Source organism: Mesorhizobium metallidurans STM 2683, assembly GCF_000350085.1.
In the GTDB taxonomy this organism is placed as follows: Bacteria; Pseudomonadota; Alphaproteobacteria; order Rhizobiales; family Rhizobiaceae; genus Mesorhizobium; species Mesorhizobium metallidurans.
Genome location: NZ_CAUM01000020.1, coordinates 76,825 through 95,867, shown reverse-complemented (window position 1 = coordinate 95,867; position 19,043 = coordinate 76,825). Strand labels below are relative to the sequence as shown.

Annotated in this window: 26 protein-coding genes and 1 tRNA gene; 18 read left to right on the top strand and 9 right to left on the bottom strand. The window is 63.7% G+C overall.

Annotated features, from left to right (window positions below; all coding sequences use genetic code 11):
• Positions 1 to 53 precede the first annotated feature (53 nt).
• Together MESS2_RS04825 and MESS2_RS04820 are read right to left on the bottom strand one after the other, a co-directional pair.
• Positions 54 to 130, bottom strand: a tRNA-Arg gene (locus MESS2_RS04825).
• A 254-nt stretch (positions 131 to 384) separates the two neighbouring features.
• A complete protein-coding gene (locus tag MESS2_RS04820) occupies positions 385 to 1,272 on the bottom strand; it encodes a D-alanyl-D-alanine carboxypeptidase family protein (RefSeq protein WP_008872968.1) in 888 nt (295 codons plus the stop codon).
• Positions 1,273 to 1,462: 190 nt separating this feature from the next.
• Between MESS2_RS04820 and MESS2_RS04815 the strand changes: the two genes are divergently transcribed.
• From MESS2_RS04815 to MESS2_RS04805, 3 genes are all read left to right on the top strand, one after another.
• Positions 1,463 to 2,587, top strand: a complete 1,125-nt coding sequence (locus tag MESS2_RS04815) for a hypothetical protein (protein ID WP_008872967.1) — start codon at positions 1,463 to 1,465, stop codon at positions 2,585 to 2,587.
• Between the two features lie 83 nt (positions 2,588 to 2,670).
• Positions 2,671 to 3,297, top strand: a complete 627-nt coding sequence (locus MESS2_RS04810) for a nucleoside/nucleotide kinase family protein (RefSeq protein WP_008872966.1) — start codon at positions 2,671 to 2,673, stop codon at positions 3,295 to 3,297.
• A gap of 80 nt (positions 3,298 to 3,377) precedes the next feature.
• Positions 3,378 to 3,728, top strand: coding sequence for a hypothetical protein (locus MESS2_RS04805; RefSeq protein ID WP_040592103.1), 351 nt, complete (start codon positions 3,378 to 3,380; stop codon positions 3,726 to 3,728).
• A 13-nt stretch (positions 3,729 to 3,741) separates the two neighbouring features.
• Here the strand turns inward: MESS2_RS04805 and MESS2_RS04800 are convergent, their stop codons facing one another.
• From MESS2_RS04800 to MESS2_RS04790, 3 genes are all read right to left on the bottom strand, one after another.
• Positions 3,742 to 4,452, bottom strand: coding sequence for a glutathione S-transferase family protein (locus tag MESS2_RS04800; RefSeq protein WP_008872964.1), 711 nt, complete (start codon positions 4,450 to 4,452; stop codon positions 3,742 to 3,744).
• Positions 4,453 to 4,582: 130 nt separating this feature from the next.
• The gene (locus MESS2_RS04795) at positions 4,583 to 5,791 is read right to left on the bottom strand and encodes a beta-ketoacyl-[acyl-carrier-protein] synthase family protein (RefSeq protein WP_008872963.1); all 1,209 of its coding nucleotides are present in this window, start codon (positions 5,789 to 5,791) and stop codon (positions 4,583 to 4,585) included.
• Between the two features lie 4 nt (positions 5,792 to 5,795).
• Entirely contained in the window at positions 5,796 to 6,050 is a 255-nt protein-coding gene (locus MESS2_RS04790) for an acyl carrier protein (protein ID WP_006325998.1), read from the bottom strand.
• A gap of 202 nt (positions 6,051 to 6,252) precedes the next feature.
• Between MESS2_RS04790 and MESS2_RS04785 the strand changes: the two genes are divergently transcribed.
• The 5 genes from MESS2_RS04785 to MESS2_RS04765 are packed head-to-tail and all read left to right on the top strand — an operon-like array spanning position 6,253 to position 8,647.
• Entirely contained in the window at positions 6,253 to 7,095 is an 843-nt protein-coding gene (locus tag MESS2_RS04785) for an urease accessory protein UreD (protein ID WP_040592101.1), read from the top strand.
• A 43-nt stretch (positions 7,096 to 7,138) separates the two neighbouring features.
• Positions 7,139 to 7,441, top strand: coding sequence for an urease subunit gamma (locus tag MESS2_RS04780; protein ID WP_008872961.1), 303 nt, complete (start codon positions 7,139 to 7,141; stop codon positions 7,439 to 7,441).
• An 11-nt stretch (positions 7,442 to 7,452) separates the two neighbouring features.
• Complete coding sequence (locus MESS2_RS04775; RefSeq protein ID WP_008872960.1) at positions 7,453 to 7,707, top strand: DUF1272 domain-containing protein; 255 nt, start codon at positions 7,453 to 7,455, stop codon at positions 7,705 to 7,707.
• A 32-nt stretch (positions 7,708 to 7,739) separates the two neighbouring features.
• On the top strand, positions 7,740 to 8,333 hold the full coding sequence (locus MESS2_RS04770) for a HupE/UreJ family protein (RefSeq protein ID WP_008872959.1): 594 nt from the start codon (positions 7,740 to 7,742) through the stop codon (positions 8,331 to 8,333).
• Positions 8,334 to 8,341: 8 nt separating this feature from the next.
• Entirely contained in the window at positions 8,342 to 8,647 is a 306-nt protein-coding gene (locus tag MESS2_RS04765; RefSeq protein ID WP_008872958.1) for an urease subunit beta, read from the top strand.
• Positions 8,648 to 8,667: 20 nt separating this feature from the next.
• On the opposite strand, the gene MESS2_RS04760 is transcribed toward MESS2_RS04765, so the two are convergent.
• Positions 8,668 to 9,162 carry a hypothetical protein gene (locus tag MESS2_RS04760; protein ID WP_008872957.1) on the bottom strand — a complete coding sequence of 165 codons (495 nt, stop codon included), beginning with the start codon at positions 9,160 to 9,162 and terminating at the stop codon, positions 8,668 to 8,670.
• A 126-nt stretch (positions 9,163 to 9,288) separates the two neighbouring features.
• Positions 9,289 to 9,675, bottom strand: coding sequence for a hypothetical protein (locus MESS2_RS04755; protein WP_008872956.1), 387 nt, complete (start codon positions 9,673 to 9,675; stop codon positions 9,289 to 9,291).
• A gap of 178 nt (positions 9,676 to 9,853) precedes the next feature.
• On the opposite strand from MESS2_RS04755, the gene ureC reads away from it, so the two are divergent.
• The 8 genes from ureC to MESS2_RS04715 all read left to right on the top strand — a co-directional run bounded on the left by ureC (position 9,854) and on the right by MESS2_RS04715 (position 15,982).
• Positions 9,854 to 11,566 (top strand): urease subunit alpha, encoded by a 1,713-nt coding sequence (gene ureC, locus MESS2_RS04750; protein ID WP_040592099.1) that lies wholly within the window; start codon positions 9,854 to 9,856, stop codon positions 11,564 to 11,566.
• Positions 11,566 to 12,126 carry a DUF29 domain-containing protein gene (locus MESS2_RS04745; RefSeq protein ID WP_008872954.1) on the top strand — a complete coding sequence of 187 codons (561 nt, stop codon included), beginning with the start codon at positions 11,566 to 11,568 and terminating at the stop codon, positions 12,124 to 12,126. Before ureC ends, MESS2_RS04745 begins: the two co-directional genes overlap by 1 nt.
• Positions 12,127 to 12,165: 39 nt before the next feature.
• On the top strand, positions 12,166 to 12,759 hold the full coding sequence (locus MESS2_RS04740) for a hypothetical protein (protein WP_040592098.1): 594 nt from the start codon (positions 12,166 to 12,168) through the stop codon (positions 12,757 to 12,759).
• Positions 12,760 to 12,813: 54 nt separating this feature from the next.
• Positions 12,814 to 13,389, top strand: a complete 576-nt coding sequence (locus MESS2_RS04735; protein ID WP_008872952.1) for an urease accessory protein UreE — start codon at positions 12,814 to 12,816, stop codon at positions 13,387 to 13,389.
• Entirely contained in the window at positions 13,382 to 14,053 is a 672-nt protein-coding gene (locus tag MESS2_RS04730) for an urease accessory protein UreF (protein WP_040592114.1), read from the top strand. Before MESS2_RS04735 ends, MESS2_RS04730 begins: the two co-directional genes overlap by 8 nt.
• Entirely contained in the window at positions 14,050 to 14,490 is a 441-nt protein-coding gene (locus MESS2_RS04725; protein ID WP_008872950.1) for a DUF3995 domain-containing protein, read from the top strand. The genes MESS2_RS04730 and MESS2_RS04725 overlap by 4 nt, the downstream gene beginning before the upstream one ends.
• Complete coding sequence (gene ureG, locus MESS2_RS04720) at positions 14,487 to 15,128, top strand: urease accessory protein UreG (RefSeq protein ID WP_008872949.1); 642 nt, start codon at positions 14,487 to 14,489, stop codon at positions 15,126 to 15,128. The genes MESS2_RS04725 and ureG overlap by 4 nt, the downstream gene beginning before the upstream one ends.
• A gap of 86 nt (positions 15,129 to 15,214) precedes the next feature.
• Positions 15,215 to 15,982 (top strand): class II aldolase and adducin N-terminal domain-containing protein, encoded by a 768-nt coding sequence (locus MESS2_RS04715; protein WP_008872948.1) that lies wholly within the window; start codon positions 15,215 to 15,217, stop codon positions 15,980 to 15,982.
• Here the strand turns inward: MESS2_RS04715 and MESS2_RS04710 are convergent, their stop codons facing one another.
• Positions 15,983 to 16,618 carry an HAD family hydrolase gene (locus MESS2_RS04710; protein WP_008872947.1) on the bottom strand — a complete coding sequence of 212 codons (636 nt, stop codon included), beginning with the start codon at positions 16,616 to 16,618 and terminating at the stop codon, positions 15,983 to 15,985.
• A 211-nt stretch (positions 16,619 to 16,829) separates the two neighbouring features.
• Between MESS2_RS04710 and MESS2_RS04705 the strand changes: the two genes are divergently transcribed.
• A complete protein-coding gene (locus MESS2_RS04705; protein ID WP_008872946.1) occupies positions 16,830 to 17,783 on the top strand; it encodes a sugar-binding transcriptional regulator in 954 nt (317 codons plus the stop codon).
• Between the two features lie 21 nt (positions 17,784 to 17,804).
• Here MESS2_RS04705 and MESS2_RS30605 read toward each other — a convergent pair whose 3' ends face one another.
• Positions 17,805 to 17,990 carry a hypothetical protein gene (locus tag MESS2_RS30605; RefSeq protein ID WP_083918364.1) on the bottom strand — a complete coding sequence of 62 codons (186 nt, stop codon included), beginning with the start codon at positions 17,988 to 17,990 and terminating at the stop codon, positions 17,805 to 17,807.
• A 109-nt stretch (positions 17,991 to 18,099) separates the two neighbouring features.
• Between MESS2_RS30605 and gcvA the strand changes: the two genes are divergently transcribed.
• The gene (gcvA, locus tag MESS2_RS04700) at positions 18,100 to 19,008 is read left to right on the top strand and encodes a transcriptional regulator GcvA (RefSeq protein WP_008872945.1); all 909 of its coding nucleotides are present in this window, start codon (positions 18,100 to 18,102) and stop codon (positions 19,006 to 19,008) included.
• Positions 19,009 to 19,043: the final 35 nt, after the last annotated feature.

The window sequence follows — 19,043 nt, the reverse complement described above, 5'->3', positions numbered from 1 at the left end:
ATGTCTTAGGTACAAACTGTAACCTATGTCTCCGGGCCGTACAACTGAGAGATTGGCGCACCCGACAGGATTCGAACCTGTGACCTCTGCCTTCGGAGGGCAGCGCTCTATCCAGCTGAGCTACGGGTGCCTTCAGGATCGGCGATCCGGAAAACGAACCAGCCGGTGAACCGGCCAGTCACGGCTTCTTAGCGGAAGCCGGGGCAGGCTTCAACGGGCAAGTGGCCGGCACTTGAAGTTGTGGCTTCCAGCCTGTGGCGATCGCATGTGGGGCCCCTTCATCCGGCCGCCCCGCGGCGACTGCGCGACCCTTCGCAGGCTCAGGGCGTTCGTCATTCGAAACCAGGCAATTGGCTTTTCGTCCGCTACGCGGACCATCACCTCTCACTGCTCCTGCGCAAACATCAGCTTCGTGTACGCAATCGATGTCGGCGAGAGACTGCGCTGGATCAGCGCCTCGACATGGTCGTTGCGCTGGCGCGCGCTGTCGGCGCCCATTACCACGACGATGAGCCGGCGCCCGTCGGCCTCGTAGGAGGTGACGATGTTGAAGCCGGAGGCCCTGATATATCCGGTCTTGATGCCGTTGACGCCGCGCACCCGGCCGAGCATGTCGTTGTGGCCGCGCACCAGCCGGCCGCGGAACATGAAGTCGCTTTCGGAGAAATAGTGGAACTGCTGCGGGAAGCGGGCGCGCAGCGCCATGCCGAGCACCGCCATGTCGCGCGCGCTGGTGCGCTGGTCGCCGTCCGGCAGGCCGGACGCGTTGCGGAAGACGGTGCCGCGCATGCCGATCTGGCGGGCTTTGGCCGTCATCATGCCGGCGAACGCCTCTTCGCTGCCGCCGAGATATTCCGCGACCGCGACCGCCACATCGTTCGCCGATTTGATGACGATCGCCCGGATCGCCGAATCGACATCGATCGTCTCGCCGCGCCTGAAGCGCAGCTTGGTCGGCGGCTGTCTGGCGGCATTGTCCGAGACCGGAATCTGCGTCTCTTTGCTGACGCGGCCTGAATCCAGCGCCTCGAACAGCAGGTAGAGCGTCATCATCTTGGTCAGCGACGCCGGATAGCGCGTCGCGGTCGAATTCACCTCGAACAGCGTCTGGCCGGTCCTCGCATCGACGACGATCGCGGCATATTTCTGCGGCGCCGCCGGCACCGCCAGCATGCTGTCGGGTGGCGTCGTCGTGCAGCCGGCAACGAGCACCAGCAACGCGAACGCCGCGACAAATCTTTGGATGAGCGGAAAGAGACGCGAGTGGGACAAGATGGTCTGTTCTGAAGGCAGGCTGTTGCTGAGACGGACGGAACCTAGCCTAACCCGGTTGCCGCGTCCATTTGGTTAATGCCGGTCCCGCCTGGGATTATCAGCCACCCTGATGTGAAATGCCGGCGGCAACGCTTGCGTAACTCGCGCTGACCGGGTTTTGCTGGCGAGACAGAATCGGCGGGTGCGCATGGACATTGTCACGATCGAGGCAAAGGGTATTTCGGTGTCGGTCGATCTTGCGGTCGGCCATCTCGCCGACATGACGGTCGACATCGACGGCCGCCGGCTGAAGCCGCTGCATCGCGCGCCCTGGATCGGCGAGCCGCGCGAGACACTGCCGCAAGATTTGCCCGAGGGCACGGTGCACCTTTCCGGCGATTTCCTCTGCGCGCCGTTTTCGCGCAGCGATGTCGAGGCAGCACCCTTGCATGGCTGGACGGCCAACAGCCCTTGGGATGTCGTTGTCTCCGAGGCAACAGTCGATGGCTGGCGGGCCACCTTCCGGCTGCGCCGCAAAGTCATGGGCGCGGCGGTCGACAAGACCCTGACCTTGCGCGACGGCCATCCCTTTCTTTACCAGGAGCACGTCTTTTCCGGTGGTGCGGGCGCAATTTCCGTTGCCCATCATCCGATGACGGCAATGAAGAATGGCGGCAGGCTCGCCTTTTCGCCGAAGCGGCTTGCCGCCACGCCGGACGATCCGCTGGAGCCCGATCCGGCGCGCGGCCGCTTCCGCCTCGCCTATCCCGCCCGTTCAGCCGACCTGACGCGCTTTCCTGCCGCCGATGGCGGCACGCTCGATCTCAGCGACTACCGCATGGACATCGAACGCGAGGACTTTCTCATTTTGGTCGAGGCCGACCATGACGGGATGGGCTGGACCGCGCTGGCGCGGCATGCCGAACAGGATCTGGTGCTGGTGCTGAAGAACCCGGCCGAACTGCCGGTCACCATGCTCTGGATTAGCAATGGCGGGCGCGACTACGCGCCGTGGAGTGGCCGCCATCGTGGCGTGCTCGGCATCGAGGATGGGCGCACGGCGCTCGGCCATGCCGCGTCGCTTGGCGGCAACTGGTTGAAGCGGGAAGGCGTGGCGACCGCCTTTGCCCTTGCCGAAGGCCGCAGCCTCTCGTTCCGCCATGTCATCGGTGCCCTGCCGGAGACCCGGCAAGGGTCGCACAATAGCGGCGAGCCGCCGCGCGACATCGCGACCGGGCAGGGGAAGATGCGCATCCTGGCTGCCGATGGCACGACACGGGACGTTGCTTTCGACAACGATTTCCTGCGGATCGGCCGGTCCGCTCCTGCCTGAAGGCGTGGCTGGTTTGAAATTTCCGCGAATTGCCGCCAAGATGCGGCCGAAATTGTCTCACGAATCCAGGCCAGAAAAATCTGATGTCCGAGATCGCCCATCTCGCCGCCACCATCTTCAAGCGCGCCGGCAAGGCGAGCCGCTTTATCGTCGCCATCGCTGGCCCGCCGGGCGCCGGCAAGTCGACATTGTCGGCCAGCCTGCATGATCTGCTGCCGGTAGGTACAGCGGAAGTCGTGCCGATGGACGGCTTCCACTATGACGACATCGTGCTCGAGCGGCGCGGCCTGCGTGCACGCAAGGGGGCTCCTGAAACCTTTGATTTTGCCGGCTTCGAGACGCTGCTGAAGCGCATCCGCGCCGGCGAGCCGGATATCGCGATTCCCGTGTTCGACCGCAGCATGGAACTGTCGCGCGCCGCCGCCTCGATCGTCGCCACTGAGACCAAGTTCATCCTGGTCGAAGGCAACTATCTCTTGCTCGACGAGGAACCCTGGTCGCGACTGGCGCCGTTGTTCGATTTTTCGATCTTTGTCGATGTGCCGCGCGCCGAGCTCGAGCGCCGGCTGCTCGAGCGATGGCACGGCCATGGCCGCTCCGACGAGGATGCCCGCGCCTGGATCGCCTCCAACGACATGCCGAACATCGACCGCGTGCTTGCCCGCCGCCGGCAAGCCGATCTGGTGATCGGCGATCACGCCCGATTTTAGGAATGTTCGTGGCGGAACCTTAAGACTTTCCGGTCGTTATTCCGGACCGGCATATTTTGCCGACATCAGGGAACCGTCCGATGGCAACCAGAAAACCCGCGCCCGCGAAGCGCAAGGCAGTCCAATCAAAGACAGGCGCCGGCCCGGCGATCGCCGCGCGCTCCAAGGATGCAAAGCCGGTTTTCGGCAAGGCAGCGCCGAAGAAGGTGGTGCCATCCGCCGCCAAGGCAGCCGCAAAACCCGCCCCAAAACCCACCAAGTCCAAAAAGCCGGCAACCAGCGGGTCCATGGCGGGTAGCGCCATGCGGGCGGCCAGGACCACGGCCAATGTTGCCGCCGGCGCGGTTGTCGCCACGGCCCGGGGCGCAGCTTCCCTTGCTGCTTCCGTCATGGGCAAGGGCGGCGCCAAAGCCAGGGCCAAGGCAAAATAGGCCACCTACGTTTTTAGCCTTGGTCTCTCGCAGGGATAGTGAGCCCCTTCTGCACTGTCGGCCGGGCAAGGCCGCGCTCCAACCATGCCGCGACATCGGGAAAGTCGTCGAAACCGACGAGTTCCCGCGCCTCATAGAAGCCAATCAGATTGCGCACCCAGCCGAGCATCGAGATATCGGCGATGGTATAGTCGTCGTCCATGATCCAGCTGCGGCCCTTCAGCCTGGTGTCGATCACGCCGATCAGCCGCCGCGATTCGTCACGGTAGCGCTCCAGCGGCCGCTTGTCGGCGATCTCGCGCCCGGCGAATTTGTTGAAAAAGCCGACTTGTCCGAAGATCGGCCCGATCGAGGCCATCTGGAAGAACACCCACTGGATCGTCTCGTAGCGCCGTACCGGGTCGGCTGGGATGAGCTTGCCGGTCTTGTCGGTGAGGTAGAGCAGGATGGCGCCGGATTCGAACAGGCCGATCGGCTTGCCGCCGGGGCCGTCCGGGTCGATCATCGCCGGTATCTTGCCATTCGGGTTCAGCGACAGGAATTCCGGCGTCCAGCTTTCGTTCTTGCCGATGTCCACAAAATGCGCCTCGTAGGGCAGGCCGAGCTCCTCCAGCGCGATAGAAATCTTCACGCCGTTCGGCGTCGGAGACGAATAAAGCTGGATGCGGTCGGGATGGCGGGCCGGCCAGCGCGTGGCGATTGGAAAAGCAGACAGGTCGGTCATCGGAACTCCTGGGCGGGATTTTATGCCGGCCGGCGCGGGCATGGCGAAAGAGAGTTATTACAGCGCCAGGCGCGATCAATATGCGCACAAAAAGTTTCAGCCTGTGGGGATCATGGCACGGTGCTTGTGGTCAGACCGCCTTGAACGCCAGCACCGCATTGGTGCCGCCGAAGGCGAAGCTGTTGCTGATCGCGGTACGCACCTTGCGCTCGCGCGCCACATTCGGCGTGATGTCGAGATCGCAATCGGCGTCGGCTTCGCGAAAATTGGCCGTCGGCGGCACGATGCCTTCGCGGATCGCCATGACGCAGGCGATCAGTTCCAGCGCGCCCGACGCGCCAAGGCAATGGGCGTGCATCGATTTGGTCGACGAAATGGAAAGCCTGTGCGCATAGTCGCCAAAGACCCGCTTGATCGCTGCCGTCTCGATCTGGTCGTTGGCCTTGGTGCCGGTGCCATGCGCGTTGAGATAGTCTATATCTTCCGGATTGAGCCCGGCATCGACGAGGCAGAAGCGCATCGCCGCCTCCGGCCCTTCGACGGTCGGCGCGACGATGTCGGACGCATCGCCTGAAAGGCCGGCGCCGGCTACCTCGGCAAGGATTTCGGCGCCGCGCGCCATCGCATGCTCATAGGTCTCCAGCACCACCATGCCGGCGCCTTCGCCGAGCACCAGGCCCTGGCGATCGGCCGAAAACGGCCGGCACGTATCGGGCGACAGCACCCTCAGCGCCTCCCAGCCTTTCAGAATGCCCCAGACCAGCGGCGCATCGGTGCCGCCGGCAACCATGACATCGGCGCGGCCGAGCCTGATCTGGTCGACCGCCGAAGCGATGGCGTGGTTGGACGAAGAGCAGGCCGAGGTGATGCCGAAGACCGGTCCGCGCAGGCCGAGATTCATGCTGACATGACCGGCCGCCGCACCGGGCATCACCTTCGGCACGGTGAAGATGCCGGCGCGATTCTTTTTATCGATCAGGATGGCGCGATAATTCTCTTCGATTGCCTCCCAGCCGCAGACGCCGACGCCGACGATGGTACCCATCCGGAAGGTATTGGTCTCGTGCGGCGTCAATCCGGCCTGCTGCGCGGCTTCGCGCGCGGCGATCGTCGCCAGCAGGCTGAAACGGTCCATCGACACCAGCTGCTTGCGGTCGATGCCATGCTCGGGCAGCGCCTTGATCTCGCAGCCGACCCTGACCTTGAGGTCATACAGTTCCGAATTGACGATCGGACCAATGGCCGAGCGGCCGGCGCGCATTTCGCTCCAGATCGCGGATGCATCGGTGCCGAGCCCGCAAATGCCGCCGATGCCGGTAATAACAACGCGCTTGTGCATTCAGTCAGGCTTTTTTCGCGATCAGCGCGCGAACCGCCTCGACCATGTCGCCGACGTTCTTCAGGTTGCTCCAGGCGTCCACCGTGTTCATCTCGATCTCGATACCGTACTCTTCCTCGAGATCGAAGATGATCTCCGTCAGTTCCAGCGAATGGATGCCCAGTGCTGTCAGCTCGGTATTGGTGGTGATTTCTTCGCCGCCGGGCTCGGCGTGAGCCTTGATCTTCGCGATGATGTCCGTTGCCAGCTGATCAGCCATTCGGTTTCTTCCCCAACCTTGTCGTTTCCCGACGCCAACGGATCAGCGCCCCTTTTTTCCCCGGATTCGAATCGTGGTCGCCCTTTTACCCCATCAGGCGCTGCATGACCGCTCCAAGGTGGCTCCCTCTATAGAAACCGAAACGTTGTCAAGCAACAAGCTATATATCGACAAAGCCGCGGCAGTGCTTAACGTTGGCGTCATGGACACGATCGAACATGGCCTGACTACGGTGCTGCCGGCCCAGCGCGTCGCTGGAATGGCGCGGCTTGCCTGCGACAGGAATGGCGACCGCACGCGCCTGCGGCGCCTCTATCAGGATGGTTCCGCCAAGATCCGCATGCCGGCTGTCTCGGCCGATCCGCTGGAAGCCGTCCTGATCAACACCGCCGGCGGACTGACCGGCGGCGACCGCCTCGGCTGGAAGATCGATGTCGGCGCCGGTGCTTCCGCCACCATCACGACCCAGGCCTGCGAGAAGGTCTATCGCGCGGCGTCCGGCCGTGCCGAGGTGCGAGTGAGGCTGAGCGTCGGCGAGCAAGGGCGCATTGCCTGGCTGCCGCAGGAGACCATTGTCTTTGACCGATCGGCCTTTGCCCGCGGGCTCGATGTGGAGCTTGCCGCCGGCGCCGAGGCGCTGCTGCTCGAGGCGACCGTCTTCGGCCGCCTCGCCATGGGCGAAAGCGCCACCGACGGCAGTTTCCATGACCACTGGCGGGTTAGCCAGGACGAGGTGCTCGTTCATGCCGAGGATTTCCGTATCGGACCCGGCATTGCGGCTGCTCTCGGTCGTCCCGCGGTCGCCGGCGGCGCCATCGCCATGGCGACGCTGCTGATGGTCTCGCCGCGCGCGGAGGCCTTGCTCGACCCGGCCAGGCAGATCATTGGCAGTAAGGGCGACGCCAGTGCCTGGAGCGTGAAGAAATCTGGCAAGCTTCTTGCGAGGCTGTTCGCCGCGGACGGCTACCAGCTCCGTAAGCGGCTGGTTCCGCTCGTCGAATTGCTCAACGGACGGGCGGGTCTGCCCAAATTATGGTCACTCTGATTCCGATTACACCACTCTTTGTCGATGCCATCCGGGAAAGCGCATGAACCTGACGCCGAGAGAAAAGGACAAGCTGCTTATCGCCATGGCGGCTATCGTGGCGCGCAAGCGGCTCGAACGCGGCGTCAAGCTCAACCATCCGGAGGCGATCGCGCTGATCAGCGACTTCGTCGTCGAGGGCGCCCGCGACGGCCGCCCCGTCGCCGAGCTGATGGAGGCCGGCGCCCATGTCGTCAGCCGTGCGCAGGTGATGGAAGGCATTGCCGAGATGATCCACGACGTTCAGGTCGAAGCGACGTTTCCCGATGGCACCAAGCTGGTGACTGTGCACGAACCGATAAGGTGAGGAGAGGAAAAATGCTTGAGCTGCGCCCCAACTGCGAATGCTGCGACAAGGACCTGCCGCCAGAGGCGACGGACGTGCTGATCTGCACCTTCGAATGCACCTTCTGTGCCGAGTGCGTGGAAAATGTGCTGGGTGGCGTCTGCCCGAACTGCGGCGGCAATTTCGCGCCGCGCCCGATCCGCCCGGCGGCGATGCTGAAGAAATATCCAGCCTCGACCAAGCGCGTGCTCAAGGCCGAGGGCTGCGGGCCCCGCAAGGCCGCCTGACCGGCATGATCCCCAGTAGAGAAGGCTTATCGATGATCCCCGCTCCGATGAAACGTACCACCCTCTCGGCGATCCTGCTTCTGGCAGCCTCCATGCCTGCCTATGCCCATGTCGGCATCGGCACGACATCGTCCTTCGCGGCTGGCTTCTTCCACCCGCTTTCCGGCCTCGACCACATGACGGTGATGATCGCCGTCGGCCTGTGGGCGGCGCTCAAGGGCGGCAAGGCGATCTGGGCCTGGCCGCTCGCTTTCGTCGGCGTCATGCTGGTTGGTGGCGCGCTCGGCATGCTGCAGGTGCCGGTGCCCTTCGTCGAGCCGGGTATCCTGGCCTCCGTCGTGGCGCTGGGATTGCTGGTTGCGCTGGCTGTCGATCTTCCCGTTTCGGCCGGTGTTGCCATCATCGGCCTGTTCGCGCTGTTCCATGGTCATGCCCACGGCACCGAGGTGCCGGAAAACGCCGGCGGGCTGGAATATATGGCCGGCTTTGCCGTCGCCACAGCAGCGCTCCATGCCGTCGGCATCGCTGCCGGCCTCGGTCTCGGCGCGCGTTCCCGCGGCCTTGCCCGCGTCGCCGGCGGTGCATGTGCCGCCGGCGGCGTCGGCCTCGTCTTCGGCGTTCTGTGAGGCCGGCGATGATCCCGGGCGAAATCATCACGGCGAGTGGCGATATCGAGCTGAACAAGGGCCAGCCGACCGTCACCTTGAAAGTGGCCAACAGCGGCGACCGGCCGATCCAGGTCGGCAGCCACTACCATTTCTTTGAGACCAATGAGGGGCTGAAATTCGATCGCGACAGGGCGCGGGGCATGCGTCTCGACATTGCCGCCGGCACGGCCATGCGCTTCGAGCCCGGCCAGGAGCGCGACGTTACGCTGGTGCCGCTCGGCGGCAAGCGCGAAGTCTACGGGTTTCAGCAGAAGATCATGGGCGCCCTGTGAGATCGACGGCGCGGGGCGGTTCAGTTGGATGGCTTGGCCGCGGCATAGATGACGATCCTTCCGGGATCGTCGAATTCGACGGCGAGAACGTCTTCCGTCGTCACGCGACGCGAGTCGATGGCGTTGAACAGCAGCGCATTCGCCTCGATCTCCTTGCGCAGTTCCGCAATGTCGTCCCGATATTGCTCGACCTTGCTCTCGATCGCCGGCGGCGGGCCGCCCTCCGTGCGCGCTGCATCGGTCAGGAAGACGATATCGACCTTGTCGAGCTTGGATGTCTTGCGCACCGTGCCGATGTTTTCGCGCGTCCGGTCGATCGCACTAGCGACCTTGCCGGCCTCCACAGCTGTTTTGGTCTCTTCCTGCCTGACCTCCGAGCCGACGATCCGGTCGACTGTATCAGGGCTATCGAGACCTTGCGCGTTGAGCGCCGTGTGTGGGACGCTCGCCGCGAGAAACGCCGCCGCGGCGGTCGCATGAAGCCATTTGGCGTCGGGAAGGGTGGTGATCGCCATCGTTCGCTCTCGGGCTCCTTGTCGAATTTGGTTTCAGCGCCAAAAGGTCGAAACGAATCCTGCCCGGAGAAGGTTCCCTCCTCGACGCGGCAGGCCGACCTTGCGCCGGCCCGCCACGGCCTGTCGTCAACTGGCTTTCTTGGTGATCAGGGTCAGCGCGCCATCATTGCTCATGCTGGCGGCGATCACCTGCGCCGAGGTCAGCCCCTTGGCTTCAAGCGCGGACTTGACCTTCGGTGTCGCGTCGATCGAACTGCGCAGTTTCTGCAGGCCGGCGTCGCCGCGCTGGGCAATCACCTGGTTGACCTGCGTCTGCGTGGCCTCGGGCAGTTCCTTGATGTCGACGATGTTGACGGTCTGGATGGTCGGCGCCGCGGATTGTGGGCCGGGCGCCGCGGGAGCCGGCGCGGCCGGCGGCTGAGCGGGTTGTGGCTGCGCGGGCTGCTGTTGGGCGTAGGCGGCGGTCGCGAGCGTCAGCGTGGCGGCGGCTGCGAGAAATATCGTTTTGCGCATGGATCTTCCTTTCCATCGATTGGCAAACGGTCGGTTTGGGATGACCCGGCCACCTCAAAGGGTAAATGGGATCGCAAGGTGTCGCCTAGCGGGTCATTGCGTGACCATAGGATGGCGACAATGTGGGCCGGGCTTCGACAAGTCGCATCTTCGGGCCTTATTTCGGGAGCAATTGCTGATGGCTAGAATTACCCGCGCCGCTTATGCCCAGATGTATGGCCCGACCGTCGGCGACAAGGTGCGGCTCGCCGACACCGAATTGTTCATCGAGGTCGAAAAGGATTTCACCCTGCATGGCGAGGAGGTGAAATTCGGCGGCGGCAAGGTGATCCGCGACGGCATGGGCCAGAGCCAGGTGTCGCGCGCGCAAGGCGCGGTCGACACCGTCATCACCAACGCCCTAGTCGTCGATGCCGTGGCCGGCATCGTCAAGGCCGATATCGGCCTCAGGGACGGCCGCATCGCGGCAATCGGCAAGGCGGGCAACCCGGATACGCAATCCGGCGTCACCATCATCATCGGCCCCGGCACGGAGATCATCGCCGGCGAGGGCAAGATCCTGACCGCCGGCGGCTTCGACGCGCATATCCATTTCATCTGTCCGCAGCAGATCGAGGAGGCGCTGATGTCGGGCATCACCACCATGCTCGGCGGCGGCACCGGCCCGGCGCACGGCACGCTGGCGACAACCTGTACGCCGGGGCCGTGGCACATGGCGCGCATGATCCAGTCCTTCGACGCCTTCCCGATGAATATCGGCCTGTCGGGCAAGGGCAACGCCTCGCTGCCGGCGGCACTCGAGGAAATGGTGCTCGCCGGGGCCTGCTCGCTGAAGCTGCACGAGGACTGGGGCACGACGCCGGCAGCCATCGACTGCTGCCTGTCGGTCGCCGACGATTACGACGTGCAGGTGATGATCCACACCGATACGCTGAACGAATCCGGTTTTGTCGAAAACACCGTCGCGGCGATCAAGGGCCGCACCATCCATGCCTTCCACACCGAGGGTGCCGGCGGCGGCCATGCGCCTGACATCATCAAGGTCTGCGGCCTGCCCAACGTCATCCCGTCCTCGACCAATCCGACGCGGCCCTACACGGTCAACACGCTGGCCGAGCATCTCGACATGCTGATGGTCTGCCATCATCTGTCGCCGTCGATCCCCGAAGACATCGCCTTTGCCGAAAGCCGCATCCGCAAGGAGACCATCGCGGCGGAAGACATCCTGCACGACATCGGCGCCTTCTCGATCATCTCGTCCGACAGCCAGGCCATGGGACGCGTCGGCGAGGTGGCGATCCGCTGCTGGCAGACCGCCGACAAGATGAAGCGCCAGCGCGGCTCGCTGCCGCAGGAAACCGGCGACAACGACAATTTCCGCGTCCGCCGCTACATCGCCAAATACACCATCAATCCCGCCATCGCGCATGGCCTGTCGAAGGAGATCGGCTCGGTGGCGGTGGGCAAACGCGCCGACCTCGTGCTGTGGAACCCGGCCTTCTTCGGCGTCAAGCCTGAGATGGTGCTGGTCGGGGGCTCGATCGCCGCCGCACCCATGGGCGATCCCAACGCCTCGATCCCGACGCCGCAGCCGATGCACTACCGGCCGATGTTCGGCGCCTATGGCAAGGCGCTGACCAATTCCTCGGTGACTTTCGTCTCCAAGGCTGCTTTCGACGCAGGCCTGCAAGGCCGGCTTGGCGTCGACAAGGCCATGGTCGCGGTCGAAAACACCCGTGGCGGCATCGGCAAGCATTCTATGGTGCTCAACGACGCCACTCCTCATGTCGAGGTCGATCCCGAGACCTACGAGGTCCGCGCCGACGGCGAATTGCTCACCTGCGAGCCGGCGACCGTGCTGCCGATGGCGCAAAGGTATTTTTTGTTTTGATGCCGGATTATGAGCTGACTCACCCAGTGATTGGCTTGGCATCGAAAACGGCGCATTATGCAGTCATGAACAAGATCCAAATCCAACGTCGGCATAAGTCTACACCCTACGAGACCGACTATGCTCAGTGGTGTGCCGAACAAGGCGCGTTGCTGCGCGAAGGTCGTCTTTCCGACCTCGATCGCGAAAATCTTGCGGACGAGATCGAGAGCTTGGGGAGAAGCGACAAGAGAGAAATTTCAAAGAGGCTAGGCACTTTACTGCTGCATCTTCTCAAATGGGAATTTCAGCCCGCGAAACGCAAAACGGGATGGTTGTTGACAATCCGCGAGCAGCGCCTTCGGATCGAAAACCTGCTTGAAGAAAGCCCAAGCCTGAAGGGTTATCCGGGGCAGCAGCTTATACGAGAATTCAAGATGGCGAGGCTGAATGCGGCTGACGAGACGGGGTTGCACGAAAGGGATTTTCCTACCGATTGTCCCTATCAGATTGCAGACGTGCTGAATCAGGACTTTTTCCCCGGCACTCCATGGACGTCGGACCAGCTTGTTCGCGAATGAACCACCACTTCCAGCGTTGAATGGCCTTACTGACCGCCTATGGAGCAACAACTAGTCTCCGCCCACGACATATTCCCCCACATCCGCATCGTCATGGGCATGGTGATCGGTCTCGGCGTCACCCGCCTTTTGTCGGGGCTCGCCCGCATTGTCCAGCATCCCGGCCAGTACCGGATCTACTCCGTGCATCTGGCCTGGGTCGCATCCATGCTGTTGTTGCTGGTGCATTTCTGGTGGTGGGAATTCGGCCTCTACACCCTCGAGACCTGGACCTTCGGCAAGTACCTGTTCATCATCTTCTACGCCGTCACCCTGTTCATGCTGTGCGCGCTGCTGTTCCCGGATTCGATGCTCGACTACACCAGCTACGAGGATTTCTTCTATTCGCGCCGCGCCTGGTTCTTCGGCCTGCTGGCGACGACCTATCTGCTCGACGTGATCGACACGTTGCTCAAAGGCCAGGAGCATTTCGCCCGTTTCGGGATTGAGTATCTGATCCGCACACCGGTTTTCGTCGTGCTTTGCATTGTCGCCATCCTGGTGCGCGACCGCCGCTTTCACATCGCCTTCGTCGCCGGCACGCTGATCTACCAGATATCGTTCATCCTGCGGCTCTTCGACACGATCGCCTAAGCGGCATTGGGCTGACGGGCAGGATGGTCTAGGCTCCTGGAAAGGCAGATTTACATGAAGCTCGACATCCGCACCGACTTCACCAAATTCCCGCGCGCCGTCTCCGTGCTGACCGCCGGCGAGGCGGGAGCAGTGACGCCATATGATCGTGTCGTGCTTGCCCATGACGAACGGCATCTGCGCCGCCGCGCCATCGAGACTTCAGGCGGCGACAAGGTGCTGGTCGACCTGCCCGAGCCGGTTGCCTTGGGCGATCGCGACCGGCTGGTGCTCGAGGATGGCCGCCATGTCGAGATCATCGCCGCCGAGGAGCCGCTCTACGATATCCGCGCCTTGAGCCCGGTTCATCTCACCGAGCTCGCCTGGCATATCGGCAATCGTCATCTCGCGGCAAGCATCGAGGCGAACCGCATCCTCATCCTGCGCGACCACGTCATCAAGGCGATGCTGGAAGGGCTCGGCGCCACGGTCACGGATGTCCTGGAACCGTTCGTGCCGGTGCGCGGCGCCTATTCCGGCCATGGTCATGCCCATGCCGAGGCACACAGCCATGCCGAAGCGCATTCGCATGCCCATGGCGAGTCGCATTCTCATTCGCACGATCACTCGCATGACCACCACCATGACTGACCAGCCTTCCGGCATCGCCTTGTTGCGGCTGATGGCATGGCTGTCGCCAGCTTTCCCGGTCGGCGGCTTTTCCTACAGCCATGGTCTCGAACGCGCCGTGCATGACGGGCTGGTAGCCGACAGCGAAAGCCTTGCCGCGTGGCTGGACACACTGGTCGAGATAGGCTCGGGCTGGAACGACGCGGTGCTGTTCGCCGAAAGCTGGCGGCGCGCCCGCGAGGAAGACGACCTCGACGGGATCGCGGCACTTGCCGAGGCCCTGGCCGGCTCGCGCGAGCGCCACACCGAGACCATGCTGCAAGGCGCGGCCTTCCTGAAGGCGGCCTCGGCCTGGCCGTGCCAGGTGCTGGAACGTCTGCCGGCCGAATGCCCCTATTGCGTCGCTGTCGGTGCGGTGGCCGGCGGCAACGGCATCGCCTTGCCAGACGCGCTGTCGGCCTTCCTGCAGGCCTTTTTCTCCAATCTCGTCCAGGCTGCGATCAGGCTCGGCGTCGTCGGCCAGACGGAAGCCACGGCGCTGCTCGCCGGCTTCGAGCCGCTGGCGCTGGAAACCGCGTCCCGCGCCTCCAATTCGACGCTTGACGACCTCGGCGGCTGCGCCTTCGTCTCCGACATCATGGCGATGAAGCACGAAACCCAGTATTCCCGGCTATTTCGCTCATGATCGTGCTTGCCTTCGTTCTCTCATTGGTCCTGCTGCTGATCACCACGCTGCATGTCTATTGGGGCATCGGCGGCATCTGGCCGGGCAGGGATGCTGCCTCCTGCGCTCGCGCCGTGGTCGGCTTTCGCGGCGTCGACGAGATGCCGGCGCCCTTCGCCTGCTTTGCCGTCGCCGCTTGTCTCGGCCTGGCGACGCTGTGGCCGATGGCGCTGGAGGGTGTGTTTGCCACGCCCTTTCCCAAGCCAGGGCTTGCCGCCGCATCGCTGCTCATTGCGCTGGTTTTCCTCGGCCGCGGCATTGCCGGCTTCACGCCCTGGTGGCGGCGGCTGGCGCCCGAACAGCCTTTCGCTCGGCTCGATGTCAGCTATTATTCGCCGCTCTGCCTGTTGATCGGGGCAGGTTTCGCCATTCTTGCCATCACGGGATTTTCCGCATGACACAGACCAATGGTCCTCTTCGCATCGGCATCGGCGGCCCCGTCGGCTCCGGCAAGACGACGCTTACCGAAAAGCTCTGCAAGGCGCTGCGCGACGAGTTCTCCATCGCCGTCGTGACCAACGACATCTACACCAGGGAAGACGCCATGATGCTGGCCAGGCTGCAGGCGCTGCCGGAGGACCGCATCGTCGGCGTCGAGACCGGCGGCTGCCCGCACACCGCCATCCGCGAAGATGCCTCGATCAATCTGCGGGCGATCGCCGAGATGAACAGGAAATTCCCGGATCTCGACATCGTCTTCATCGAATCCGGCGGCGACAATCTCGCCGCCACCTTCTCGCCGGATCTCGCCGACCTGACACTTTATGTCATCTCGGTCTGTCAGGGCGAGGAAATCCCGCGCAAGGGCGGGCCGGCGATCACCCGCTCCGACTTCCTGGTCATCAACAAGAGCGATCTCGCGCCCTATGTGAACGTCAATCTCGATGTCATGGAGGCGGATGCCGCCCGCATGCGCGGCAAGCGGCCATTCGGCTTTACCGACCTGTCGCGCGGCAAGGGCCTGCAGGAGGTGATCGATTTCATCGTCGAACAGGGCGGGCTGCGGGCCGGCGCCGCCACAAGCACTGCCGCGTAAGCTAACGACGCTCGTCTGCACCAAACGAAACCGGTTGCGCGCGTCGGCAGTGCGCGGCATCCTTCATTCTTTGACGGAGGTTTTCGATGAGCATCGCCCGCCTGCAGAAGGAAATACTGACCAATCTGCCCTTCTATGAGGAGCGCGTCGATCTTGCTTGCGCCTTCCGCTGGACGGCTCGGCTCAACATGCACGAGGCGGTGGCCAATCATTTCTCGCTGGCCGTCAATGAAGACGGTTCGCAATTCCTGATGAATCCCAACCAGGTGCATTTCTCGCGCATCAAGGCGAGCGATCTGCTTTTGATCGACGCCAACGATCCCGACACGCTCTCCGGCCCCAATGCGCCAGATCCGACGGCATGGGGCCTGCACGGCGCCATCCATCGCAATGTGGCCCATGCGCGCTGCGTCATGCATGTGCACTCGATTCACGCCACTGTGCTCGCCTCGCTGGCCGACTCGACGCTGCCGCCGATCGACCAGAACTCGGCGATCTTCTTCAACCGTCATGTCGTCGACGGCCATTATGGCGGGCTGGCCTTCGAGGAGGAGGGCGAGCGCTGCTCGCAGCTTCTCGTTGATCCGAAGGTCAAGGTGATGGTCATGGGCAATCACGGCGTGCTGATCATTGGCGACAGCGTCGCCGACACCTTCAACCGCATGTTCTATTTCGAGCGCGCCGCCGAGACCTACATCAAGGCGCTGTGGACAGGCCGACCGTTGCGCGTGCTTTCCGACGAGATCGCCGAGAAGGCGGCGCGCGAGCAGGAAGACTATCCCGGCCAGGCCGAAAGGCACCTTTCAGAGCTGAAAGCGATCCTCGACGAGCAGGAGCCGGTTTACCGGAACTGACTACTTAAGCCCGAGTTCGCCCCGCAATTCCTCGGCGCTGTTGATGACGATGGCGCCGGGCGGTCCTTCCATCGGCGCCTCCGGCCAGAACATCGTCTTCATCCCTGCCGCCAGCCCGGCCATGGCGCCGGTGCGGCTGTCGTCGACCGCAACCGCTTGCGTCGGATCTACGCCGGCCAGCCAGGCGGCGCGCAGGAACGGCTCGGGATACGGCTTGCCCTCGCGCACGTCGTTGCGGCTGATGGTCTTCATGCCTGGATAGGAAAGGCCGACGGCGCTCAAGTTTGCGTCGACGATCAGCCGGTCTGAATTGGACACCACCGCCTGCTCCACGCCAAGTGCGCGTAGTTCGTTGAAGATCTCGATCGCCCCGGGACGCGGCACCAGCGTCTCGGCCATCGGCAGGTAGTGGTCGTATTTGCGTACGATCCAGGCGTCGAAAGGCAGGTCGAGGCCGAACTCGTCGCGCAGCATCTCATAGACCGGCCAGGCGGCGACGCCGAGCACCCGCTGGTGCAAATTGGCTGGGGGCGGGATGCCGACACTGTGCAGCGCCGCCACCAAGGCCGCCTCGTGCAGCGGCTCGCTGTCGACCAGCGTTCCGTCCATGTCCCAGAAAACCGCTTTCGGCGTCATGCAAGAATCCCTCTTTCGATCCCCATAACGGGTTTGCGCCGGGAGATAAACCGTCGAGACCTGTTATCGGCGGCGGCGGTGAGGCGATTGCCCATTACGGGCGCGCCGAGCGATGCAAGCAATTGCTCCGGCAATAGACAATTGCGCGCCGGCGAATTCCCTGCAAGAGTGAAAAGTACTCCGCTGCAGGCGGAGCCTGGGAGGCTGGACTTTGAATTCGCGGCAGGAAGGCAGCAACAGGCTGGACGACGCGGCGCGCGCCGGCTGGCTCTATTATGTTGCCGGCAACACACAGGACCAGATCGCCGCCACGCTCGGTATTTCCAGGCAAACCGCGCAACGGCTGGTGTCGCTGGCGGTGTCGGAAGGGCTGATCAAGGTGCGTGTCGATCATCCGATCGCCAACTGCCTCGACCTTGCGGCACGGCTGAAGTCACGCTTCGCGCTCGACCTGGTCGAAGTGGTGCCGAGCGATCCTGCTTCGTCCTCCACCATCATCGGCGTTGCCGAGGCGGCCGCCGCCGAGATCGAGCGGCGGCTCAGGTCGCCGGAGCCGATCGTCATGGCCATCGGCACCGGCCGCACGCTGAAGGCGGCGATCGAGCAATTGCCGCCGATGGAATGCCCGCAGCACAAGGTGGTGTCGCTGACCGGCAACATCTCGCCCGACGGTTCGGCCGCTTTCTACAACGTCATCTTCACCATGGCCGACCGCGTCAAGGCGCGCTCTTTTCCGATGCCGCTGCCGGTTATCGCCTCCTCGCCGGAGGAACGCGATATGCTGCTCAACCAGCCAATGATTCAGCCAACGCTGGCGCTTGCGGCGGAGGCCGACGTCACCTTCGTCGGCATCGGTGATCTCGGCCCCAGGGCGCCGCTTTATGAGGACGGCTTCATTTCCGAAAGCGAGTTGAAAGCGCTGCAAAAGGCAGGCGGTGTCGCCGAAATCGTCGGCTGGGTATTCGACCGCGAAGGCCGGATGATCGAGGGCATCACCAATGAAAGGGTGTCGTCGGCGGCATTGCCGTCGCGCGAAAAATCGCTGGTGATCGCGCTCGCCATGGGGGAACGCAAATTGCCGGGCATCCTTGCGGCGGTGAACCGGCGGCTGGTCAACGGCCTCATCACCGATGAGAACACCGCCGCTGCCTTGCTGGCAGGCTGATTGGGGATAAACCCAGCAAAGCTATTGGCGCCGACCATATGGGTCGTTGCCATCGAGAAAACCCATGTCGCGCTGCAGATGCGGCGGTAGTTCCCTTATGTCGAGATAGGCCCGTTTCCTCGCCGTGTGCCGTGCAAATCCGCGCATCCACCGCGAAAACCAGCCGTGGCCTGGTGTGAGAAGCAGTTTTTCCTGTACCGTGGTCATGATCGTCTGCCTTCGCTATGTCTGGAAAAAGGGATCGTCGACCACGAATATCGGCCCGACGACGCGTTGCTGCCAATCAAACGTCGATCACGGCCCATAAGGAGGCCTTATGCCGAATCTTGAAGCGCGACAGATTTTCCAGCTCCCTCCGCTGCAGGCGATCAGGGTGTTCGAGGCAGTGGCGCGGCATCTTTCCTTCACCAAGGCGGCCGAGGAACTCGGCATGACGCAGGCTGCGGCAAGCTACCAGATCAAGCTCCTGGAAGAGCGCGTCGGCGCCCCTCTGTTCCTGCGCCAGCCCAAGCAGATCGTGCTGACCGAGGCGGGGCAGCGCCTGGCGCCGGCGGTCAGCGAGGCCTTCGCCCTTTTGAGCGGAGCCTATGCCGCTGCGCGCAGCGGCGCCGACGGCGTGCTGTACGTTTCGACGCTGCTGACCTTTGCTTCCAACTGGCTGGCCCGGCATCTCGGCTCCTTCCAGGTCGCGCATCCGTCGCTGGCAGTGCGTCTCGACACGTCGAACAGGGTCGTCGACTTTGCCCGCGAGGACATCGATATCGCCATCCGCTCCGGCGGTGGCACATGGCCGGGCGTCGAGGTGCACAAGCTTTTCAATGCGGACTTCACGCCGGTTCTGAGCCCGAAGCTCGCGGCCAGCATCGGCGGCGTCAAGGAGCCGGCCGACCTGCTGCGTTTGCCAATACTCGATCCTGGCGACATCTGGTGGCGGGACTGGTTTGCTGCCGCTGGCCTACCGGTCGAGGAACTGGCGAAGCGCCCTGGCAGCAGCATGGGCGCGCAGGCCTATGAGGCGAACGCCGCCATCGCCGGGCAGGGCGTGGCGATCGTGACCAGGGCGCTGTTCAACGCCGAGCTTGCCGATGGCCGCCTGATCCAGCCCTTCGACCTGGTCGGCGACGACGGGCACGCCTATTGGCTGGTCTATCCCCAGGCGCGGCGCAACGTGCCGAAGATCCGCGCCTTTCGCGACTGGATCCTGGCCGAGATCGCTCGGCAATAGGCAAGATGTTTCTTCGGGCTGGACGATCGCCGAAG